General features: G+C 70.3%; 19 protein-coding genes and 1 pseudogene. 14 read left to right on the top strand and 6 right to left on the bottom strand.

The annotated features are described in order from the left end of the window. The first annotated feature begins 25 nt into the window (after positions 1-25). Both JNW91_RS10815 and JNW91_RS10820 read left to right on the top strand, forming a co-directional pair. Positions 26-574, top strand: coding sequence for a sigma-70 family RNA polymerase sigma factor (locus JNW91_RS10815; protein ID WP_203174743.1), 549 nt, complete (start codon positions 26-28; stop codon positions 572-574). After that, complete coding sequence (locus tag JNW91_RS10820) at positions 571-1,296, top strand: anti-sigma factor family protein (RefSeq protein WP_203174744.1); 726 nt, start codon at positions 571-573, stop codon at positions 1,294-1,296. The genes JNW91_RS10815 and JNW91_RS10820 overlap by 4 nt, the downstream gene beginning before the upstream one ends. A gap of 57 nt (positions 1,297-1,353) precedes the next feature. On the opposite strand, the gene JNW91_RS10825 is transcribed toward JNW91_RS10820, so the two are convergent. Together JNW91_RS10825 and JNW91_RS10830 are read right to left on the bottom strand one after the other, a co-directional pair. Next, a complete protein-coding gene (locus JNW91_RS10825; protein WP_203174745.1) occupies positions 1,354-2,808 on the bottom strand; it encodes a neutral zinc metallopeptidase in 1,455 nt (484 codons plus the stop codon). 157 nt (positions 2,809-2,965) lie between these two features. After that, a complete protein-coding gene (locus JNW91_RS10830) occupies positions 2,966-3,898 on the bottom strand; it encodes a hypothetical protein (protein ID WP_203174746.1) in 933 nt (310 codons plus the stop codon). 234 nt (positions 3,899-4,132) lie between these two features. Between JNW91_RS10830 and JNW91_RS10835 the strand changes: the two genes are divergently transcribed. Further along, on the top strand, positions 4,133-5,419 hold the full coding sequence (locus JNW91_RS10835; protein ID WP_203174747.1) for a DUF11 domain-containing protein: 1,287 nt from the start codon (positions 4,133-4,135) through the stop codon (positions 5,417-5,419). A 971-nt stretch (positions 5,420-6,390) separates the two neighbouring features. Here the strand turns inward: JNW91_RS10835 and JNW91_RS10840 are convergent. Further along, a complete protein-coding gene (locus tag JNW91_RS10840; RefSeq protein ID WP_309244313.1) occupies positions 6,391-7,647 on the bottom strand; it encodes an MFS transporter in 1,257 nt (418 codons plus the stop codon). A gap of 56 nt (positions 7,648-7,703) precedes the next feature. On the opposite strand from JNW91_RS10840, the gene JNW91_RS10845 reads away from it, so the two are divergent. Next, on the top strand, positions 7,704-8,678 hold the full coding sequence (locus tag JNW91_RS10845; protein WP_203174748.1) for an ArsR/SmtB family transcription factor: 975 nt from the start codon (positions 7,704-7,706) through the stop codon (positions 8,676-8,678). Positions 8,679-8,737: 59 nt separating this feature from the next. Next, a complete protein-coding gene (locus JNW91_RS10850) occupies positions 8,738-9,379 on the top strand; it encodes a low temperature requirement protein A (protein ID WP_203174749.1) in 642 nt (213 codons plus the stop codon). Between the two features lie 201 nt (positions 9,380-9,580). On the opposite strand, the gene JNW91_RS10855 is transcribed toward JNW91_RS10850, so the two are convergent. Together JNW91_RS10855 and JNW91_RS10860 are read right to left on the bottom strand one after the other, a co-directional pair. Then, the gene (locus tag JNW91_RS10855) at positions 9,581-11,656 is read right to left on the bottom strand and encodes a glycoside hydrolase family 36 protein (protein WP_203174750.1); all 2,076 of its coding nucleotides are present in this window, start codon (positions 11,654-11,656) and stop codon (positions 9,581-9,583) included. 68 nt (positions 11,657-11,724) lie between these two features. Then, complete coding sequence (locus tag JNW91_RS10860) at positions 11,725-11,916, bottom strand: class II D-tagatose-bisphosphate aldolase non-catalytic subunit (RefSeq protein ID WP_203174751.1); 192 nt, start codon at positions 11,914-11,916, stop codon at positions 11,725-11,727. Between the two features lie 268 nt (positions 11,917-12,184). Between JNW91_RS10860 and JNW91_RS10865 the strand changes: the two genes are divergently transcribed. The 5 genes from JNW91_RS10865 to JNW91_RS10885 all read left to right on the top strand — a co-directional run bounded on the left by JNW91_RS10865 (position 12,185) and on the right by JNW91_RS10885 (position 17,974). Further along, positions 12,185-12,952: a GntR family transcriptional regulator gene (locus JNW91_RS10865; protein WP_203174752.1), complete on the top strand. Its 768-nt coding sequence runs from the start codon at positions 12,185-12,187 to the stop codon at positions 12,950-12,952. 520 nt (positions 12,953-13,472) lie between these two features. Then, a complete protein-coding gene (locus JNW91_RS10870) occupies positions 13,473-14,774 on the top strand; it encodes a D-tagatose-bisphosphate aldolase, class II, non-catalytic subunit (protein ID WP_309244314.1) in 1,302 nt (433 codons plus the stop codon). Next, entirely contained in the window at positions 14,771-16,015 is a 1,245-nt protein-coding gene (locus tag JNW91_RS10875; RefSeq protein WP_203174754.1) for an SIS domain-containing protein, read from the top strand. Before JNW91_RS10870 ends, JNW91_RS10875 begins: the two co-directional genes overlap by 4 nt. Before the next feature lie 5 nt (positions 16,016-16,020). Then, positions 16,021-16,998, top strand: a complete 978-nt coding sequence (locus JNW91_RS10880) for an N-acetylglucosamine kinase (RefSeq protein WP_203174755.1) — start codon at positions 16,021-16,023, stop codon at positions 16,996-16,998. A gap of 10 nt (positions 16,999-17,008) precedes the next feature. Next, positions 17,009-17,974: a DMT family transporter gene (locus tag JNW91_RS10885; protein WP_203174756.1), complete on the top strand. Its 966-nt coding sequence runs from the start codon at positions 17,009-17,011 to the stop codon at positions 17,972-17,974. A 66-nt stretch (positions 17,975-18,040) separates the two neighbouring features. Here the strand turns inward: JNW91_RS10885 and JNW91_RS10890 are convergent, their stop codons facing one another. Continuing rightward, the gene (locus tag JNW91_RS10890) at positions 18,041-18,871 is read right to left on the bottom strand and encodes a class II fructose-bisphosphate aldolase (RefSeq protein WP_203174757.1); all 831 of its coding nucleotides are present in this window, start codon (positions 18,869-18,871) and stop codon (positions 18,041-18,043) included. Between the two features lie 2 nt (positions 18,872-18,873). On the opposite strand from JNW91_RS10890, the pseudogene JNW91_RS32145 reads away from it, so the two are divergent. From JNW91_RS32145 to JNW91_RS10910, 4 genes and pseudogenes are all read left to right on the top strand, one after another. Continuing rightward, positions 18,874-19,722 (top strand): annotated as a pseudogene (locus JNW91_RS32145) (FGGY family carbohydrate kinase); the annotation flags it as partial. A 290-nt stretch (positions 19,723-20,012) separates the two neighbouring features. Next, on the top strand, positions 20,013-20,402 hold the full coding sequence (locus JNW91_RS32150) for an FGGY-family carbohydrate kinase (protein WP_309244315.1): 390 nt from the start codon (positions 20,013-20,015) through the stop codon (positions 20,400-20,402). Then, on the top strand, positions 20,399-21,193 hold the full coding sequence (locus JNW91_RS10905) for a DeoR/GlpR family DNA-binding transcription regulator (RefSeq protein ID WP_203174759.1): 795 nt from the start codon (positions 20,399-20,401) through the stop codon (positions 21,191-21,193). Before JNW91_RS32150 ends, JNW91_RS10905 begins: the two co-directional genes overlap by 4 nt. Beyond that, a partial coding sequence (locus JNW91_RS10910; RefSeq protein ID WP_309244316.1) for a PfkB family carbohydrate kinase occupies positions 21,190-21,527 on the top strand: 338 nt, incomplete at its 3' end. The genes JNW91_RS10905 and JNW91_RS10910, both read left to right, overlap by 4 nt.

Raw genomic sequence — 21,527 nt, forward strand, 5'->3', positions numbered from 1 at the left:
GTGGGGCCAACAGAGGGTGGTACGTATGGCGGGTTTGAGGCCCGTTCGTCGTCAGGCAGTAGCAGACGAGGCCTTGGTCCGATCCCTCTACGAGGAGCACGGACGCGCGATGCTCGCGTACGCGACGCAGCTGACCCGGGATCGCGCGGCCGCCGAGGACGTGGTCCAGGAGGCGCTGGTACGAGCGTGGCGTCACCCGGACAGCCTGGTCAACGGCAAGGGCTCCGTACGGGGGTGGCTGCTGACCGTGGTGCGCAACATCGTCACTGACACGGTGCGCGCCCGCAGGGCGCGACCGACCGAGGTCGCGGAGAGCCCCACAGACGTCGCGACCGAGCGTGACCACGCCGACCAGGTGGTCAACTCGATGGTGGTGATGGACGCCCTCAACCGCCTCTCGCGCGAGCACCGTGAGGTGCTTGAACAGGTATACCTACTCGGGAGTACAGTCGCGGAAGCCGCAAAGGCGCTGGGTATCCCGCCGGGCACGGTCAAGTCACGCTCCTACTACGCACTCCGGGCGCTGCGCGACATCGCGGGACGCCCCGCCGGGGTGGAACGGTCTGCCTCATGAAATCCGACAGCTCGATGCCAGCCAATGACCACACGGACATTGGCGGCTACCTGATGGGCGAGCTCGACGATGAGCAGATCCGGCAGGTAGAGGAACACCTGGCGGGCTGCGCGGATTGCCGGACAGAGGTCGAGTCGTTGCAGGAATGGACGACGGCGCTGCGGGCAGTGCCGGACGCGATGCTGCTCGACGGGCCGCCGGAGGGCGGGGACCTGCTGTTGCAACGCACCCTGCGCCAGGTCCGGAGTGAATCGTCCGGGCGGCGCCAGCGCCGAGGCGTGGCGCTGAGCGCCGCCGCGGCAGTGGTCCTGGCCGCCGCAGTCTCCGGCGGCGTCGTTCTCGGCCGCACGACCAGCGAGGCTCCGGACGTCGAGGCTCAGCCCGGGCCGTCCGCCTCGGTGTCCTCTGCCGACCCGGCGACCCGGTACGCCAGCGCGTCCGACCCGGGCACCGGCGCCCGGCTGACCGTCGCGATGACGCCGGCAGAGGGCTGGGTGCGGATCAACGCCGCCGTCTCCGGGATCCCCCAGGGGGCGCGCTGCCACCTGCTCGTCGTCGGCAAGGACGGCAGCACCGTGCTGACCGGCAGCTGGCTGGTGTCCAGCAAGGGGGCGGCCGACGGCACCACGCTCGACGGCAGCGCCCTGATCGACCCCGCCCAGGTCGACAGCGTGCGGGTGGAGACCACCGACGGCAAGCCGTACGCCAGCGTGAAGCTGTAGCCGGACGGGCCGCCCCGACGGACGACTCGGCCGGGAGGACCCGCCGACGCAGGCGTCCTACCGGTACTTCTCCAGGCACGGCGCGATCTCACCGGCGGAGAAGCCGTCGCGGAACGCCTCGACCCGGGCGAACCCGGAGGGGATACCGCCGCCGTTGACGTCCGCGGCGATCAGGCTCCGCGGTGCGAGCATCTCGGCCACCGCCTCGTCCAGGTCGCCCGGGGAGAGCTGCAGGACCGCGCCCCGGCCCGCCACGATCGTCGCCGCCCAGACCCCGGTCATGCACGCCGTGCGCTGTGCCGTGGCCAGCCCGGTGAGCGGATAGCCCTCCGCCTGCTGCCGCGCGAGCGCGTAGCGGGAGGCGACCTCGGCGAATGCGGCGAAGTCCCCCATGCCACCCTCACCCCGCTCCGGGGCGGTACCGAGGCGACCCAGCTCGGCCAGGTCCAGCCCGACGGTGTTGGTGGCCGGGCAGTAGGAGGCGGGCGTCGTCACGGCCACCTCGGGGCACGGCGACAGGGCCTGCCTGATCGCCGGCCACCGGGCACCCGACCGGTCGAACACGGCCCGCAGCGTCTCCTGCATGGCGAGCAGCGAGTCCGGGTCGTCCACCGGCAGGTTGCCGGTCACCTCGTCGGTCGGCGGCGACTGGCCACTGGCCGGCTGGGTGATCCGTCGCCGTACCTCGGTGTCGTCGATGCGGGCGCACCGTTCGGGGCCGTCGCCGAAGCCGAACTGGAACGCCGAGACCCGGTCGAAGGCGTTGCCGTGTGCCCCCTCGGCGTCGAATCCGGTGCCGGCGCCGTCGCGGATGAAGAACAGCGTGGCGAGGATCTGGTTGAGGCCGGGCCCGGTGGACAGTTGGAAGTGCGGGGCGTTGCCCTCGGCCACCCACCGGAAGAAGCTCCCCGCGTAGCAGTCGGCCTGCTGTTCCTTGACGATGGAACTGGTCTGCCCGTCGACCGAGCCGAGCTGGAACTGCACGGCGTGCCCCACCTCGTGCGCGAGGACGGCCACCACCGCCATCGGCCCGAACGAGTCGTTGAGCGTGGGAAGCAGTTGTCCCCGGTCCCAGGCGACCGAGTCGTCCGGCGCGCAGTAGAAGGCGTTCACCGCGCCGGCGGTGCCGGTGTTGCAGACGGTGACCTCGGGGCCCGTGGAGTCGTAGGAGATGAGCCGGGTGACGGGGTCGAACCGGCGATCGAAGGCGGCGGGCAGCTCGTCCGCCCAGTACTTCTGTACGTCGTCGACGGCGTTGCGGGCGAGCCGGTCCAGCTCGCCGCCGTCGCTACCCTCGGCGACCAGGCGTGTGTCGGGTTCCCCGGGCCGGGGACCGCTCTCCCCCGTGGTGATGTCCAGGCCGGCGACCTTGGTGGCGCTCCAGCGTTCGGCGGCACCGGTCCCGTCCACGGTCCGGGTGCAGCCGACGAGAAGGGCCGCCACGGCGAGGGCCACCCCGCCGAGAGCCGTCGCCCGTCCGCCGCGCACCGCCCGCTTGTTGCGAAACGTCATCTTCCAGCACCTTCTTGACGTCGCGGCACAGTCAGGCGCCGCTGTTGAGGGGAGGCCGGCCGGAGCACGTCGGGCCACCGGCGCGGCGGACACGAAAACGGGTGTGCCGGCCCGGCGAAGAGCCGGACCGGCACACCCGCTGGGTGAGGTCGGACGGTCAGCTGAAGCGGACCGAGGCGACGGCGTTGTCGAAGCCGATGGTCGCCAGGTCGGTGACGTCACCGTTGATGACCTGCGACTTGCCGGTGCAGTTCGGGCCCGTCCAGATCTTCAGCGAGCCGGGCGCCGCGACGGAGGAGGCGACGCCGGGACGCGCCAGGTTCTGGCACTCGTTCTTGCCGGCGGCCCCCTGGGAGGCGCCGTTGTCGCTGAAGTTGGCGTCGTCGAAGAAGACGGCGCTGGTGGCGGGCGGGGCGGTCGCGTCACCGTTGTCCGGGGTGGCCTGACCGCCGTCGTTGACGCCAGCCTTGCCGCCGTTCGGAGTCACGCCGAACCAGGTGCCCCCGACGCCCTGGCCGAGGGTGTCACCGCGCTTGGTGTCCTTGGCGAACCGGTACACCGGCCAGCCGTTGATGGTGACCTGGCGGGTGCCGTCGGCACGGCGGACCGTACCGACCGCAGACTTCTTGATCCCCGCGATGAAGATCTTGCCGCCCGGCGTGACCGTCACGGGCGGCCAGGTCGTCGCGCAGTCCCCGTTGCAGTTCGAGGTGGGCGGGTTGTTGCTGTCCTTGTCGAAGCGGTACAGGGTCAGCCCCGCACCGTTGACCACCACCGGGTCGAGGTCCCCGGCCTTGCTCGCGGTCAGCTGGACCCATTTCTGCGCCGCCTGGAGGGCCGCCCCGGTCGCGACGCCGCCGTTCGGCACGGCCCAGTCGCCCATGCCCGGGGCGGAGTTGTTGGACTTGGCGGTGCCGGGGAGCAGCGACAGGTCCCCGCCGGTCCCGTTGACGGGGGCGGCGACCTGGCTGCTGGCCGCAGGGGAGGCCTGGGCCGGTGCCGGCGCCTCCGGGGTCGAACTGCACGCGGTCAGCGCCGCGAGGCCGGCTGCCATCACGGCGACGAAGGGCACCAGGTGCTTGCGCATCATGTGGAATCTCCAGGTTCTACCCGGCTCCAGTACCTCCGGAAGCCGTTCGGCATCCACACGGAGCCCGCCCGAAAACGGTTCAGTCCACTCTCGACCGGTGAGCCAATCGGTATGCGGAAGCCCAGCCGGCGCCGACGTAACGGCGTTTACGATCTTGGCGCTCCAACAGAGGGACGCCGATGATCCCGAGGATCGGGCCGCCAACCCGGTCTTTCCCTCCAACGCGAGGAACTGATGTCCGTCAAACCCCGCTCCACTCGCCAGCACCTACTCCGTAATGGCCTCGCGGTCGGCGCGCTCGCCGCGCTCGGCACCGGCCTGCTGCCCGCCGCCCCGGCCGGCGCCGCCCTCGCCCGGGCCGATCTCGTGGTCACCACCTCCGTTGACCCCGTCGAAGTGCCAGCCAGCGGTGGCTCAGCAACCCTCACCCTGGACCTGCGCAACTCCGGCACGAAGGCTAGCCGGGACGTGACCGTGGCGTTCACGCTGCCGGCCGGCGCCTGGTTCTTCACCGACGGGTTCGTGATCCCCCCGAGCTGGCACTGTGACCTTCTGGGCACCGCGACCTGCACCCACGCCCCGCTGGCCGCCGGGGAGGTCGCCGACGCGCTGAACATCCCGTTCGGGCTCCCGGCCGGTACCGCTGGCGACACGCTGACCGTCAGCGCCACAGTCTCGGCCGGTGCCGAGTCGTCGCTCGCCAACAACACCGGCCAGGCAACCGTGCGCTACATCCCCAGCACCATGGATCTCGAGTTCGTGCCCGCCGCCACCAGCCAGCAGTTGCTCCCGAACGAGTATGTGAATGTTTCCGCGTCGGTCCGGAACACCGGGAACTCGCCCTCGGGCGAAGTGATCGTCACCATCCCGGTACCGGCCGGGATGCAGGGCTTCGAGACATCGAGCGAGGGGTGGGACTGCACGTTCGGCGACGGTGTGGCCGACGGCCAGACCGGCTCGCGGTGCCTGCACCGCCCGCTGCGGCCGGGCGAGACCAGCGAGCAGCTGTACTACGGCGGAATGCTCACCGCCACCAACGCCGGCGACGTCGTGACGATGGAGGCGACCGCGGCGACGACGTCGCCGGAGACGACCCTGGAGAACAACACGGCGCGGCACACCGTCACGGTCGAGCAGGGGGCAATCATCCGCGGCACGGTCTGGGTGGACGGCAACAACAACCGCGTATGGGACTCGTGCGAGGTGGGCGCCCCGGTCGGCTCCGACGGGATCTCCCGCATCGACGTGGTGACGGCCCCCGGCCAGTCCGGCTCCGGCGGGCTGACCACCATCAACCCCGACGGCACCTTCACCGCGTACGTCCGCTCGGGCACCTACCGCGTGCAGTTCCACGTGCACGACCCGCACGACTTCATCGACTCGGCCGACTCGGATCTGATCTACTACTGGAACGAGACCGGTGGCGCCAACTACGGCCACACCGACTGGGTCACCGTAGCTACGGGTGACGAGGTGACGCTGGACGCCGGCGTGAGGTCACGCTGGATCGAGACCTGCTAACACTCCTCGGCGTCATGCTGGCAACACCCGGGCGGTCCGGCCTTCGTGGCCGGGCCGCCCGATCTCGCCATGGGCTGTAGGGGTCAGCGAGCAGCTACCTATCAAACTCGGCTCTCCTGTGGCGCCAAGCCCAGAGCCTCAGTTTGGAAAGACGAAGATCATCGCCCCGAGAAGTCGGGAACGCCAGCTTGTGGCGCGAGAGTGTTCACAACTCAAGCCCGCTCATGCCGCCCCCTCGGAACGCCGAGTACTGGCACGTGGCTGGCATGCTGATCCTCCCGCCTAAAACCCCTAACCTCCTGATCCGTAGGCGTCCCTTGTGCACAAATGCCCCGAACTGCGGAGACACAAGATCGAAAGCTGGGAAACCCACCGAGGTTAGAACGTCTGCGAACCCCAGCCGAGCGGCTGAGGAGATCCCGGCTGCACGCCTGGAGACCGGGTGATCGCGATGTCTGCGCAGATCGCCACCGGTCGCGGCACTTGGGCAGAGCTGGTCACGCTGCCCGCGCATCTGCTCGCACCAGCGCCCGCGACGGTGAGCCTGGTCGAGACCGCGACGCTCGCGCTAGCGGGCTCACCGCCTGGCAGGCGCTCGACGCCCTCGGCCCGGCCCCGGGACAGCGGCTGCTGATCACCGGCACCGCCGAAGCTTGGCGGGCTGGCCGTTCAGCTTGCCCGCCGGAATCACGATAGATGCGCTGGTGTCACGGCCCAACCACCTCCCCGCGGCTCGCGAGCTGGGCGCCGACCGGGTGGTCTGCGACCCCGGCAGATCTGCCGATGGCCACCTACCCAGCGGTGTTCGACACCGCCGGAGTCGACATCTCCCACGCCACAACCAGCGGTGGCCGCCACTGTCGATCTCCGACGACCCGCTGCCCGACATCCCCGGCGCGGCCCGAAGCTCGCGCACAGTCTCGCTTGAGGGCTCGGCCCGGGATCGCAATGGGCATGGCCCGACCACCCGGTCAGGCTGGAGTTTTTCGGGCGCTGTGCCGTTTGGCGAGCCACAACGTCGACAGGCCGGCGGCGAGGAAGAGCGCGGCTAGCGCCGCCCAGCCGGCTCGGCCGTGCTCAATGGCGGTCGCGGTTACGACCAACGGCGCGAGCATCGTGCCCACGGCCATTCCCATCTGGCTCACCCCTTGGTACGCGCCTGCATTGGTGGGGTCGGCCAGTTCGAAGGCGAGCGTCCATCTGCCGGCCTCGGACTGGATCTCGGCCAAGCTATGCGCGATCGTCGCGAGTGTCAGTACAGTTACGGCCACCACGACCGAGCGTTCGGTGGCCGCCGCGTAGAGCCCGCAGGCCACGGCGAGCAGGACGCCGCCTCGGGCTGTTGCGCGCCCGGCCGCGCGTATTGTTTTCGCGCCGCGGGCCGCCCAGACCTGCAACAGCGACACTATGGCCGCGTCCAGGGTTAGCAGCACCGCGACGGTAACTGCCGGAGCGTTCGTCCAGCCGGATATCCACAACGGCACGCCCACCGTCAGCATGCCGAACTGCATTGTCGTGACGGCGTAGAGCCCGGTGGCGACGAGGTAGGTCCGGTCACGCAGCGGCGACCGCCGGACCTGCCGGGCCGGCCCGGACGAGGGCGCTACCACCGCTCGGGGCACGCGGCGCAGCGGAACGACGGAGACGACCTGCAGCACGCCGGTCGCGGCCATCGCCGTGAGATAGGCCGGTCGGGTACCGACGGCCAGCGCGACGGCGGCCAGCCCGGTGCCAACGCCGATGAAGGCGTTGGTGACGGCCCGCAGCCGGGCACGCACCTCGATCCGCTCGGACCCGGTGAACGACTCGGCGATCGTCGTGGCCAGCGCCGTGCGCTGCATGGACGACAGGCTTACGGCAACGCACGCGACGACGACGAACGCGACCGGTGTGCGCACCACGAGGTAGCCGCCCAACGCCACCCCCTGTCCGGCGGCGGTGGCCATTAGTACCGAGCGCGCACCGACGAGCCGGGCGAGGTAGCCCGCCCCGAGCGCCGCACCGACGGCGACTGCACCGGCGACGGTGAGGGCGACTCCCACGGTGGTCGCGGTGAACCCGGCGACGCGGGTGAAGAACAGGACGCTGACGCTGAAAAAGACCGCGCGGGACAGCGAGGAAGAGATGGTGGCCCAGGTCAAGGCCCGCGCGACCGGATCGTCCGGACGCAGGTAGCGCTGGAGCCACCCGGACAGGGCAGCAGCGGGGCGGTTTGCGACGAACAGCACGCCACAGTTGTTCCAGGATCCTGAGGTTCCGTACCAACGATGTAGCGTATTGCTTCATGGTTCGGTACCAGCTGATCGGCATGGACCTGGCGGACGTGCGATTCGCGGTGTCACCACTCAACGAGCTCGTGCGGTCGCTGCGCGCCGTGCGCGATCCGGGCCGCTTCCCGTTGCACCTGCGTTGGCTGCACGGTCTCGACGAGGCGCTGGGCAAGCTCGATTCGGCGCTGCTGCTCGCGCTGACCAACGCGCGGCTCTGGACGCCGGACTTCCTCAACCCCCGCCCCTACTCACCGCTGACTCGCTTCGACGACGAGCTGGCGCGCATCGCCGCCACCGACCCGGTCACCGTCCAGCGCGACCTACGGCTGGTCCACGGCGGCGCACCCCTACCCGCTCCCCTGCGCGGCAGGCCGGCGCCGGCGCTCGCCCGGATCGTCGACGCGCTGGCCGAATATTGGCAACGCTGCTTCGAGCCCCACTGGCCGCGCATGCGCGCATTACTAGAAGGTGATGTCACGTTTCGCGGCCGGCAAATCGCCCAGCACGGCCTGGCGGCCATGTTCGCCGGCCTGGCTAGCACAGTCCGGCTCGTCGACAACGTCGTCGAGGTCCAGCTCCACTCGAAGCTCAACTACACCACCCCCACCACTGGCGGCTTGACCCTCGTGCCCACGCTGTGGGCCACGACCGCGTCGACCCCCATCTCGCCCGACGAGCCCCCGATGATCCTCTACAAAGCACGCGGTGTGGCGACGTTGTGGGAACCGCAGCCGCTACCGTCCCCGGACGCGCTGTCCGCGCTGTTGGGCGCCACGCGAGCCGGCCTGCTCATCCACCTCTACACCCCCACGTCGTCGACCGAGCTCGCCGCCCGCTTGGGCGTCACCACGACCGCGGTAAACCAACACCTGCGCGCTCTGCACGTCGGTGGCCTCCTGGTCAGCGCAAGACACGGCCGCTCGGTCCTCTACCGCCGCTCCGACCTCGGCGACGCCCTTGCCGCCGCTCAGCCCCCGTCGCCGACATAACCGATCACCGCAATCGCCAACATCCGAGATGGATCCGCCTGCGCGGAGCTCCACAGAGAGTGGCTGCTCTAGGAAAGCCAACAATCGAGGGCTGCTCGCCGGCATCAAACGGCTGGAACGACACCCCTCGGTCCTCGGCTGGACCCGGCGAGCGGTACCAGCAGATCGCGATTCTGGCCCTCGGCGAACTGACGCTGATGGCAACGCTGAAATTCGCCAGCGCGGTGCACACCCCCGCCCGGGCCGCCGCCTTCCTCACCGCGATCGCCACCGCGCTGCTGTTCTGGCAGATCTACGTGCGGCAGAGCAACACGCTCGTCGACCGGTCGGCGCACCAGAGTCCGCGCCAGGCCGTGCGCATCGCGCCGTACGTCTATGCCGTTGTGGTGACCGGGGTCATCGCCACGTCAGCCGGGGTGGACCTCGTCCTCGAGGAACCCCGCGGTACCACGCCCGCGAGCTGGCTCGTCCTCATCGTCGGCGGGCCGGCTCTGTTCGTGCTCGGACGGATGGGTTCCGAGTACGTGCTCCTCGGCCAGCTCCTGCGGTCGCGGCTGGTCTGGCTGGCGCTGCTGATCGGCGCCACCCCCGCGTTGACCATGCTGGGACCGATCCTCGTCGTGGCCGTCACCGCGGGCGTCCTGTTCGGTATCACGCTCAGCGACGCATGGCGTCTCCGACAGGGAGCCTCGGTGGGGTAGCCACCCGAGCTCGAGGTGCGGGGACGACGGTTCAGGTGCCCCCGCGGTGACCGCGACGGGTTGCAGTTACCCGGCCGGCGGGCCGAGGAGTGCGGGCGTTCTTGGTCGGGCAGACGGACACCGCGAGGTCTCCGGCATTTCAGGTTCCTCATGGTCGATGAACCCGCTACCGGAGACCTCGCGGCCTGGACGTCAGACAGCTCAGCCGATGGGCTCGGCCACGATGAGCTGGAACTTCTTGAAGGTCAGCTGCACGGTGTTGCGCTGGGCATCGACGGTGCCGAGGGAGACGCCGTTGAACGGGTCGGTCAGGCGGTACCTGCCCCGGCCCAGACCACGCAGCTCGACCGTCCCGTTCCATTGGTCGGCGTAGAAGGCGTAGTGCAGGGCCTTGTCCTTGGTGACGACATGCGCCTCGGGCTTGTCGAAACCGATGTCATACAGCTCGCCCCGGTACTCGCCGGTGGGCAGCATGTTGCGCTTGTACAGGTTCACCCACTTGCGCCAGAGCGCATCCTTCTCCGCGGTGAGCAGCGTGTCGTTGTCCGGGCCCTCCGGGTAGGTGAACTTGGTCGACAGGACGGCTCCCACCCCGTAGCTGGACGCGAAGTCGTCGCCGCCGTCGCTCAGTTCGACGTGGTCGCCGGCGTAACTGGCGCCGTGACCCATCATCGCCTTCATCGTCTTGCCCTTGGTCCGGACCTGGTACGACGACTCCGGGTCCGAGCCCGGGTACTGGTCGATGTAGGGCAGGTTGTGGAACGCGAAGGCGGTGCCGCAGGGGCAGAGCTCGATGACCGCGTTGCGGTTCGCCTCGCGCGCGGCCTCGTGCACCGCCTTCCAGAACTGCGCCAGGCCCTCGGTCGACTCCTCCGGGCGGGCGTGCTTGTGCGCGGGGTTGTAGCAGGGGGTGACGGCGTTGAGGTGCTGCCCGTCGATCTTGAGTCCCTCGTAGCCCCACTCACCGATGAACTTCTTCACCTGCCCGACGAAGTAGTCCACCGTCGGCTGGTAGGCCGGGCACAGTGTGTAGGCGTCCCACCAGCTGACTTCCTGCATCTTGCCGTCGCGGTCCAGCAGGAGCATGTCGGGGCGGTTCTTGAACAGGTTGCTCTCGGGATCCGCCGCCAGCGGGGCCCACCACAGACGCGGCCGCAGACCGGCGTCCCGGATCTGCTTGGTGAAGGCCTGCATGTCGGCCTCGCCGCGCGGGAACTTCTGCGGGTTGAGGTCCCAGTCGCCCTCGTTGGTCTGCCAGCCGTCGTCGAGTACCGCCCACTTGAGGCCGATCTCACGCGCCTTGGGAAGCGTCCCGATGACCTGCTCCACGGTGAAGTCGCGCTCGTAACCCCAGGCGCACCAGATCGGGTCGAAGGCCGAGGCCGGCGCCTTGTGGGCGCGCTGGCCGATATCACTCATGTAGTCGCGGTAGCGCTGGAGCGGCGCGAAGTGGTCGCCCGGGTGCGCCGTCAGGAAGGTGGTGTCGGTGGTCAGCTCCTGGCCCGGCTTCAGGGTGCGGGCGACGTCGCCTTCGACGGCGATGCTCGCCCCGTTGGCCGTCTTGCGGACCGGCAGACGCAGGATCCTCGCCACGGGTTCGACGTGTCCGACGGAGATGCCGGCGCCCGAACGCCAGACGGACGCCATCGGCGTGCCGCCGCCGTAGTCGGAGGCGTCCATGCCGAGCGAGTTCTTCTGGTTGAACCCGTCCGTCACCGGCTGCACCCAGTCGCGACGGTTCTCATAGGTCGTACCCGAGAAGGTGTAGAAGCCGCCGGGCTTCTCCAGGAGCTCGTGCGCCCCGCTGCGCCACCCGGTGACCTTCAGCGCGGCACCGGAGATGTTGGTGTAGGTCACCTTCATCACGATCATGCCGGCCAGGTGCTGGAAGGAGGTGAGCTCCACGGTCTTCCGCACGCCGGTCGTGGAGTCGCCGCGGACGGTCGCCTGGACGCCCGCACCGTGCCGGGGATGCGTGATCTTGCGGGTCTCGTGACCCCGGTAGGTGAAGTCGCCGACCGTGGTACCGCCCAGTAGCAGGGTTTCGCTGGCGTCGAAGCGGGTGACGTTGACGCCCTTCAGGGCCACCCGACTGTGCAGTTTGTCGTCGAACTCCACCGTGATGGAGGTGTCGCCGACCCCGACGACATCGGGACCACGGTTCGGTGCGGCGGCTGCGGGTGCGGCACCCACGGCCGCGGTCACCGCGGGGACGGCAGCCAGGCCGGCGCCACCCAGTGCCACCTTCAGTACGGTCCGCCGATTGATGTCGGCCATCTCAAACTCCTTCGGGCTCGTGGCGCGGCTCTGACGACCAGGCCGCGCCGTGTGCTCGTCGATGTGGATCAGCAAGATCGAGCCACCTTGAACGTGCCGGTACGTTCTGCGGACTCGAGGACAAGGTCACGAAGATCCGACGGCCGCATGCCCGGGTAGCCGTCGAGCTGGTCGACCTGGTTCGACGTCGCATCCGACAGCGGCGGAGCGCCATCGTGGAAGGACTGCGCCACCGCCGCCTCCGTCACCAGCGGATGCACAGCAGCCCAAGGGGGATACCAACCGAACCGGGACGTTGGCGCCGACAAGATCGAGCAGAAGCTCCGGATAGAGCACCCCCCGTTCACGTCGGGCTGGTCTGCTCGACGAACGTAAGTGGTATGCTGTTGGCCTGTCAATGGTCGGTTCCCGGTAATTTCTGGTCGGCCGCCACACCTTCGTTGAGGCGGGGGCTCGCCCACGGGCGCCTGGCTCGGCGATCGATCGAACCGGTATGGTTGGCTGGTTATGAATGTTGCGAGGACGCGGATGCCCCGTGCCCTGTTCGCCGACGACGCGCTTCCTCTCTACGAGCGCACCGCCGCGCAGCTGCTCGCCGACCTGCGCGCCACCGCCGCCCACGTCGGCGACCGACTGCCCTCCGAGCGGACGTTGGCGACTCGGTACACGGTCTCGCGCGTGACGCTGCGAGCCGCCCTCGCCGAGCTGGAATCGCGAGGCATCGTGCGACCGGCGTCGTCGCGCGGATGGTTCGTCGCCAACCTGGACCAGCCCTCTGACCCGGCGGTGGCGTCCACTCCGGCAGTCCCTCAGGTGCAGGGCCTCGCCGACTTCGCCCGCGTCAACGGTCTGACGCCGAGCAGCCGGGTTCTGTCCGCCACGGTCCGTCCGGCAACGGTGTCCGAGGCCGAAGACCTGCGCATCGCTCCCGGCGCCGACCTCTTCGAGCTCCACCGACTGCGCTTCCTCGACGACCTGCTGGTCGCACTGGAGCACAACCGGCTCCCGTTGGCGGCCTGCCCGGCTCTGGCCGAGACCGACTTCAATACCGCCTCGCTCTACGCCACTCTGCGCGGGGCCGAGCCGCCACAGCTGCCGCGCGTCGCCGACTACTCGTGCGAAGCCCGCCACCCGACGCCACGAGAAATCGACCTGTTCGGGATCAGCGACACCATGCCGATGCTGGTCGCGACCACGCTGACCTTCAACCAGGCAGACCGCCCGATCGAGCTGACGGTCCAGGTCTACCGGGGGGACCGCTACCGCTTTCGCGCCTCCATCACCAATCGGCCGTGATCAGCATTCTCCTCGGCACCATCGTGACCGGCGTCAGGCGGTCGCCGGTTGACCATGCCCCTGCACCGAAGCCTCGCTCCCGACCACAGCCCTGAGCTGGCCGGCGGTCTCGCGACCGCACGTCGGTCACCCGCGCGAGCCCGCGTCGCATCGGGCAACGAGGACCGTCCCGCAACCGCCATCTCGTCGATCGACTGTCCGCTCTCCACGGTGTACCGGGCGCTTCCGAGCCACCCAGCCGACCGGGCGGAAATCGCGGCGCGGTCGTCGCGCTGCCCGGCGGTAGCGCCTTGGCACAGCAAAGCGATGAGCTGACGAAGAGTCCGATGGCGATACCAGTCTCCGCATCAGTCGATGTCGACCGATGCGGCGTTTTCGTCGGCCGACATCGGTGGCGCTCGCTGAACCAACCCGGGACGCTGCATACCAGATTAAATACCAGCCAGACAGTAGCCGACCAGAAGGAATACCAGTAGGGTCCACTACCAGCTTCGGAACGGCGAGGAGGAGGAACCGGCCCGTGAGTAACCCGCTCGACGCCATCATCGCCCGGCACAAACAGGGGGAACCGGTCGGCGTCACGTCGATCTGCTCCGCCCATCCCCTGGTCCTGCGGGCCGCGATGGCTCAGGCCCAGGAAGACGGCGACCTGGTGTTGATCGAGGCGACCTCGAACCAGGTCGACCAGACCGGCGGCTATACCGGTATGCGACCGGCAGACTTCCGTGACCTGGTCCACCGGGCCGCCGATCACGCCGGCCTGCCTCGCGAGCGGGTCGTGCTCGGCGGCGACCACCTTGGCCCGAACCGGTGGCGTTCACTGCCTGCCGAGCAGGCCATGGCGCGCGTTGACGTGCTCGTGGCGGCGTACGTCGAGGCCGGCTTCACCAAGATCCACCTCGACTGCAGCTATCCCTGCGCGGACGACCAGACCCCGCTGACCGACGAGGTGATGGCCAGCCGCGCTGCCCGCATGCTCGCGGTCGCCGAGAAGACCGCCGCCGCGATGGGTCGGGCCGGGGAACTCCGGTACGTCATCGGCACCGAGGTCCCGGTTCCCGGCGGTGCCGAGGAGACGATCGAGGAGCTCCTACCCACCACCGCCGAGTCGGCCCGTAGCACCCTGGCCCGACACCGGGCGGCTTTCGCCGAGCAGGGCCTCGATCACGTGTGGCCGCAGGTGATGGCCCTGGTCGTCCAGCCGGGCGTCGAGTTCGACCACCTCCGGGTGGTCGACTACGACCGGGACCGCACCAAGGACCTGCAGCGGGTCCTGGACGACGAGCCGACGATGGTCTTCGAGGCCCACTCCACGGACTACCAGACCGTCCCGCGGCTGGCCGCGCTGGTCGAGGATCACTGGGCGGTGCTCAAGGTCGGACCCGGCGTGACGTTCGCGCTGCGGGAGGCCCTGTTCGCGCTGGCCGCGATCGAGGCCGAACTCGTTGGGGAGCACGACCGCTCGCGCCTGCCAGAGGTGGTCGAGCAGCGAATGCTCGCCGAGCCCGGGCAGTGGGCGAAGTACTACACCGGCGACGACGCCGAGCAGCGCCTGGCCCGGCGGTACAGCTACAGCGACCGGATGCGCTACTACTGGCCGGACCCGGAGATCCAGGCCGCCGAGCGGCGCCTGCTGGGAAACCTGGCCGACCGGCACATCCCGCTGCCGCTGCTCAGCCAGTACCTGCCCGACCAGTACCAGCGGGTCCGCGCCGGCACCCTCGACAACCACCCCGTCGAGCTCGTGCTCGATCGCATCCGCGACGTCCTGCGCGGCTACCGCCGCGCGACCACCTCTTCCGAACGGCGGCGGGCAGCATGAGCATTCTCCTCGGCCACGACCCTGACTACCTGCGCCGGCGCGACGCCGTCCACACCAGCCGCGAAATCGCGCAGCAGCCGGCCGTGTGGCGGCAGATCGGCCAGCTGGCGGCGGAGTCGGATACGGTGACCGCCACGTTCCTGAAGCCGCTGCTCGAACGGCCCGACCTGCGCATCGTGCTCACCGGCGCGGGCACCTCCGCGTACGTCGGCGAGGTCCTGGCGCCGTCGCTGCGCCGGCGGCTGGGCCGCCGGGTGGACGCCGTCGCCACCACCGACATCGTGGCCGACCCGCTGGCCTGCTTCGCGGAGGACGTCCCGACGCTGCTGGTGTCGTTCGCCCGCTCCGGTGACAGCCCGGAAAGCGTCACCGCCACCGAGCTGGCCACCGAGGTGCTGACCGACTGCTGGCACCTGGTGGTGACCTGCAACGAGCACGGCCGGCTCGCCATTCGGCACGCGGATCGGTCAACCGCGCACGTGCTACTGCTGCCCGAGGCGGCCAACGACCGGGGCTTCGCGATGACGTCCAGCTTCACCGGGATGGTGCTTGCCGGCTTGCTGGCTCTCGGCGGCCCCGACGATGCCCTGGTGGAGCGGCTCGCCACCGCGGCCGAGCAGATCCTGGCCACCCGGCCGGCCTCGGCAGCCGACCTCGCCGCCCGCGGTTACTCCCGGATCGTCTACCTCGGCAGCGGCGCCCTGCACGGCGCGGCCAAGGAATCCGCCCTGAAGGTACTGGAGCTGACCGCCGGCCGGGTGGTGGCCCTGGCCGAGTCCGCGCTGGCCTTCCGGCACGGACCGAAATCCGTGCTCGACGAGCAGACCCTGGTGGTCAGCTACGAGTCCAACGATCCATACACCAGCCAGTACGACCGTGACATGGTGACCGAGCTGCTGCGGGTCATCCCGGAACGGAACCTTGTCACCGTCACCGGTCACGCCGGAAAGCCAGCCGGGGAGAACGCCTGGACGCTACCCGGCATCGAGGACGTGGAGGACGCCGCGCTGGCGCTGCCCGCGGTGCTCTGCGCGCAGCTCATCGGCCTGCACTTCTCCCTGGCGCAGGGGCTCACACCCGACAACCCCTTCCCCGGCGGGGAGGTCAACCGGGTCGTCCAGGGCGCGATCATGCACCCCCTGTCCGCTAGCTCGCGGCCAGGCCAACAGGTCCGGATCAGGGCCATCCCGGCCCGGACGGGCGACAGAGCTGACGTCAGCAGTGGCGCCAGTCGGAGGTGAGACACATGTTCCTCGGCGTGGACGGTGGCGGCACCAAGACCGCCTTCTGCCTACTGCGGGCTGACGGCTCGATCGTGGCCCAGGCGACGACCGCCAGCAGCTACTACTTCACTGAAGGCATCGGCCTGGTCACCCGGGTCCTTGAGGAGGGGATCGGCGCCGTCTGCGCGACGGCCGGCAGCACACCGGCCGACATCGACTTCGCGTTCTTCGGGATCCCGACCTACGGCGAGGTGAGCGGAGACGTCGCCGCCCTCGACGCTGCGCCACGGGGGGTCCTCGGCCACGACCGGTACCGGGTCGACAACGACATGCTCTGCGGCTGGTCCGGCTCGCTGGGCGCCGCGGACGGCATCAACGTGATCAGCGGCACCGGATCGATGACCTACGGCGAACGCGCCGGTCGTGGCCTGCGCGTCGGCGGCTGGAGCGAACTGTTCGGCGACGAGGGCTCGGCGTACTGGATCGCCACCCGCGGCCTGCAGACGTTCTCCCGGATGAGCGACGGTCGACAGCCCGGCGGCCCGCTGCTGGAAGTCCTCCGCGACCACCTGGGGTTGTCCGCGGACCTGGATCTGATCGACATCGTGCTCAACCGGTGGCAGGGCGACCGCGGCGAGATCGCGGCGCTGAGCCCACTGGTCACCCGCGCCGCCGACCAGGGCGACAAGGCGGCCGCGGCGATCCTCGCCGAGGCCGGCCAGGAACTCGCCCATCTGGTGGAGACCACCCGTAGCCGACTCGGCTACCCCGCCGAAGAGCAGGTGCTGGTGTCCTACTCCGGCGGCACGTTCAACGCGGCACAGGTGCTCGAGGCGTTCCAACAGCACCTCCACACGCTGCACGACCGGTACGACCTTCGTCAGCCCATCTATTCACCGGTCGTCGGCGCGGCGCTCTATGCCGCGAAACAGGCCGGCAGCCCGTTGGGCGCCGATGCGCTCGCTCGTCTCCGGACCACCCCGACCGCCACCGCCGCCTGAGGAGGCGCAGATGCCAACAACTATTTCCCGCATCAGCCGTAGCTGGATTCCGTACGCGGGCCTGCTTGTGCTGTTCTGGGGCGTCTGGGGAGCCTTCTCCGCCGTCCCGACCAGTGACTACGGCTACCCCGACGGCATGGTCTACGTCGTCTGGTCCATCACCATGATCATCCCTGCCGTCGCCGCGCTGCGCGGCAACCGGCTGGACCGTCGCCCGATCGCAGCCGTGTACGGCCTGCTGGTTGGCCTGACCGGCGCCGGCGGCCAGTTGCTGCTGTTCAAGGCGCTCACCATCGGCCCGGCCTACCTGATCTTCCCGCTGATCGCGCTGTCTCCGGCGATCACCGTGCTGATGGCCACCGCGCTGTTGCGCGAGCGCATTCCGCGGCTCGCCGTGGTCGGTGTGATCGCGGCGCTGGTCGCGGTCGTGCTGTTCAGCGTGAGCGGCGGCGACGGTTCCGCCACCGGTGGGATGTGGTTGCTCCTGGCCATCGTGGTCTGCGTCGCCTGGGGTGTGCAGGCCTACTTCATGCGCAAGGCGGCCACGGTCGGCGTCAACGACGCCACCACCTTCACCTGGATGACGATCAGTGGTCTGCTGCTGGCGCCGATCGCCATCTGGATGGCGGGCGGCCTGGCGCTGGACGCGCCCTGGCAGGCGCCGACCCTCGCCGGGGTCACCCAGCTGCTCAACGCCGTCGGAGCGCTGTTCCTGGTGATGGCGTTCAGCCGGGGCAAAGCCTCGATCGTGGCCCCGACGACCAACGCCCTGGCGCCCGTGCTGACCGTGATCCTCTCCCTGATCGTCTACCAACGGATGCCGTCGGTCTACGCCGCGATCGGCATCGTGCTCGCCATCGTCGGCTCCACCCTGATGGTCTACGCCGACGAAAAGCGCGGCGAGGCCGCGGCGGCGAACGTGGCGGACCCGGTCACGCTCGACCGGGGCGGCTCTCCGGACGTCGCCGTACGGTAATTGTCAGACCGACCCCGGCGGCCGTCTTTTGTGGCGCCGCCGGTCAGCACCTCGCTGACCCGTCGCTCACGAGATCGTGGTGACCAGGTGGGCGACGGTTCGGGCGATCGCGTCCCGTGCCGGCGCCAGGTACTTCCGTGGATCGACCACCGGCGCGGCGGCCAGCTTGGCCCGGACGGCCTCGGTGAAGGCCACGTTCAGGATGGTGCCGACGTTGATTTTCACGATTCCGGCGCGCACGGCCCGGACCAGGTCGTCGTCGGGGACGCCCGAGGAGCCGTGCAGCACCAGCGGCACCGGCAGCGTCTCCCGGAGCCGGCCGATGAGCGCGAAGTCGAGCGCGGCCGTCCGGTCGGTCATCGCGTGGGAGCTGCCGACCGCCACGGCCAGGGCATCGACTCCGGTCGCGGCAACGAACTCGGCCGCCTCGGCCGGATCGGTGCGGACCCCTGGTGCGTGTGCGCCGTCCTTGCCACCGACCTCCCCCAGCTCCGCCTCCAACCACAGCCCCCGCGCGTGCGCCCAGCCGACCGCCGCCGCGGTGGCGCTGACGTTGTCGGCGTAGTCCAGTTTCGACGCGTCGAACATCGCCGAGCTGATCCCGGTCCCCTCCGCCGCGTGCAGCAGGTCCCGGCTCTCCACGTGGTCGAGGTGTACGGCCACCGGCACGTCGGCGAGTTCGGCCAGCGCGGTGACGGCGGCGGCGATCGGGGCGAGTCGACCGTGGTGGAAACGGACGGCGTTCTCACTGATCTGGAGGACCACGGCCCGGCCGGCCTGCTCGGCCCCGGCGACGATCCCCTCGGCGTGCTCCAGAGTGATCACGTTGAAGGCGGCGATCGCCCTGTTCGCGGCACGGGCACGGTCAACCAGTTGACCGGTGGCGACGAGGGGCATTGATGCTCCGTTTCCAGGGTGGCCGGTTGTCACCCCGGGGGCGGAGCGGCCCACCCTTGACAGTTTCCCAACGAAAAGCAAGTATCCCCAGCATTAAACAAGCCAATGGCACCGCATCACAAGGAGGTGACCGGGTGGCGACTCCCCTGCTCGTCGGCCTCGATGTCGGCACCACAGCCAGCAAGGCGGTCGTCTTCACCGACACGGGCCAGCCGCTGTCCCAGGCCGCGGTGACCACACCGTGGACAGTCACCCGGACCGGCGCCGAACTCGACCCGGCCGCCCTGCTCCGCGCCGCGGTAGAGGCCCTGGCCGGTGCCCTGGCCGCCGCCCCGCCCGGCCCGGTCGCCGGGCTCGGTGTGGCGAGCATGGGCGAGTCCGGAGTGCTGCTGGACCGTTCCGGCGAGCCGGTCGGCCCGGTCGTCGCCTGGCACGACACCCGCGACGAGACGGAACTTGCCGACCTGCACGCCCGGATCGGCCCGGAGACGTTCGCCCGGACCACCGGCCTGCCGCTGCGGCATCAGTGGGCGCTCACCAAGCACCGCTGGCTGCTCGCCCACCACCCGGAGACCCGATCTGCCGTACGTCGGCTCAACATCGCCGAGTGGGTGGTCCGCGCGCTCGGCGGAGCGGAGGCCACCGAGCAGTCCCTCGCCTCCCGAACCGGCTGGCTGCGGCTCGACGGCCGGGACTGGTGGCCCGAGGCGCTGGAATGGTCGGGGGCGCGCGCCTCGCAGATGCCCGACCTGGTGACCGCCGGAACCGCGCTCGGCACCGTCAGGGCGGGGGCCGGGCCCGACCGGCTCACCGGGGCCACCCTCACCGTCTGCGGCCACGACCACCAGGTCGCCGCGATCGGCGCCGGCGCGGTACGTCCCGGCGACGAACTGGACAGCTGCGGTAGCGCGGAGGCACTGGTCCGTTCGGTCCCGCCCGGCCTGCCCGCGGAGACCGTCGCTGGACTGGTCGCCGCCGGGGTCACCGTCGGGTGGCACGCCCTGGCCGGTCGCTGGTGCCTGCTCGGCGCCACCACCGGCGGGCTGGTGCTGCAACGGGTGCTCGCCGGGCTCGGGCTGGAGCGTGCCGACCTGCCCCGCTCGACCTCCTCGCCGAGCGGGTCGAGCCGGGCCGGGTCGCGGTGCGGATCGCCGACGAGGGGCGGTCGGTCGTCGTACCGGCGGGGGAATCCGCCGAGCCGGCGGAGGTCTGGCGGGCCGCGCTGGAGACGGTCACCGACGAGATCGCCGTCATCCACGACGCGATGACCGCGTACAGCGGCGACCACCACGAACTCGTCGCCGTCGGCGGCTGGTCGCGCAGCGAGGCGCTGATGGCGGCCAAGGGCCGCCGACTCGGCCTGGTACGCCGCGCCCCGGTCGTCGAGGCCGGGGCGCGCGGCGCCGCCCTGCTGGCCGGGCTCGCGGCCGGGGCGTACGCCAGCGTGGACGACTTCCCGGACGCCGTCGACAGCACGGCAGGCGCCCACTCCGGCAACACCGCCGCGACCGGGAAGAGGGACGTCCGATGAGCAGCCCAGCCGGCACGACGACCAGCCGACCGCCGTACGCGGACGAGCGTAAACAGCACATCCTCCAGGCGTTGCGCCGCAAGGGCCGGGTCGAGGCCGGCGAGGTGGCCGTCGCGCTCGGGGTCACCGGGGAGACCGTCCGCAAGGACCTGATCCAGTTGGAGCGCAACGGCCTGCTGCGCCGGGTGCACGGCGGCGCGGTACCGGTGGAGAGCCTCTCCTACGAACCGGCGGTCTCGGTCCGGACCGAGTTCGGCGCGGAGAAGGAGCGCATCGCCCGGGCCGCCCTGGCACATGTGCCGCCAGGCGGCTCGGTGCTGATCGACGCCGGCTCCACCACCGCGATGCTCGCGGAGATGTTCCCCGGGCATGCCGAGCTGACCGTCTACACCAACGCGTTGCCGATCGCGCTGACCCTGATCAACCGGCCCCGGCTGACCGTCGTCACGCTCGGCGGCCGACTACGCAACCCGACCCTGGCCCAGGTCGACGACTGGGCGATCCGCGCCCTCGCCGACATCAACGTCGACGTCGCCTTCCTCGGCACCAACGGCATCTCCCTGGAACGGGGGCTGACCACACCGGACCTCGCCGAGGCGGCCGTGAAACGGCACATGATCACGTCCGCCACCCGCCGGATCCTGCTCGCCGACCACAGCAAGTTCGGCCTGATCCGGGGCATCCGGCACGGCGACCCGAGCGACATCGACCTGTTCATCACCGACACCGGCCTCCCCGACCTGCGACGGCGCGAGCTGGCGAGCGCCGGTCTACGGATGGAGTACGCGTGATCCTCACCCTGACCCCCAACCCGAGCGTCGACCGGACGGTCTTCGTCGACGCCCTACCCCGGGGCGCGGTGATCCGCAGCAGTCGCGGCTGGAGCGAACCCAGCGGAAAGGGCGTCAACGTCGCACTGGCCCTGCAACGCCACGACCGGCCGGCCACCGCGGTCCTGCCGGTGGGTGGTTCGGTCGGCGCCCAGCTCTCCCAGATGCTCCGACTGATCGGTCTGCCCGTCCGGGAGGTGCCGGTCCGGGGCGAGATCCGCAGCAACATCAGCCTGGTCGAGCCCGACGGCACCGTCACCAAGGTGAACGAACCCGGTCCCGAACTGGACACCCA

It is taken from the genome of Micromonospora parastrephiae (assembly GCF_016802865.1).
Taxonomy (GTDB): domain Bacteria; phylum Actinomycetota; class Actinomycetes; order Mycobacteriales; family Micromonosporaceae; genus Micromonospora; species Micromonospora parastrephiae.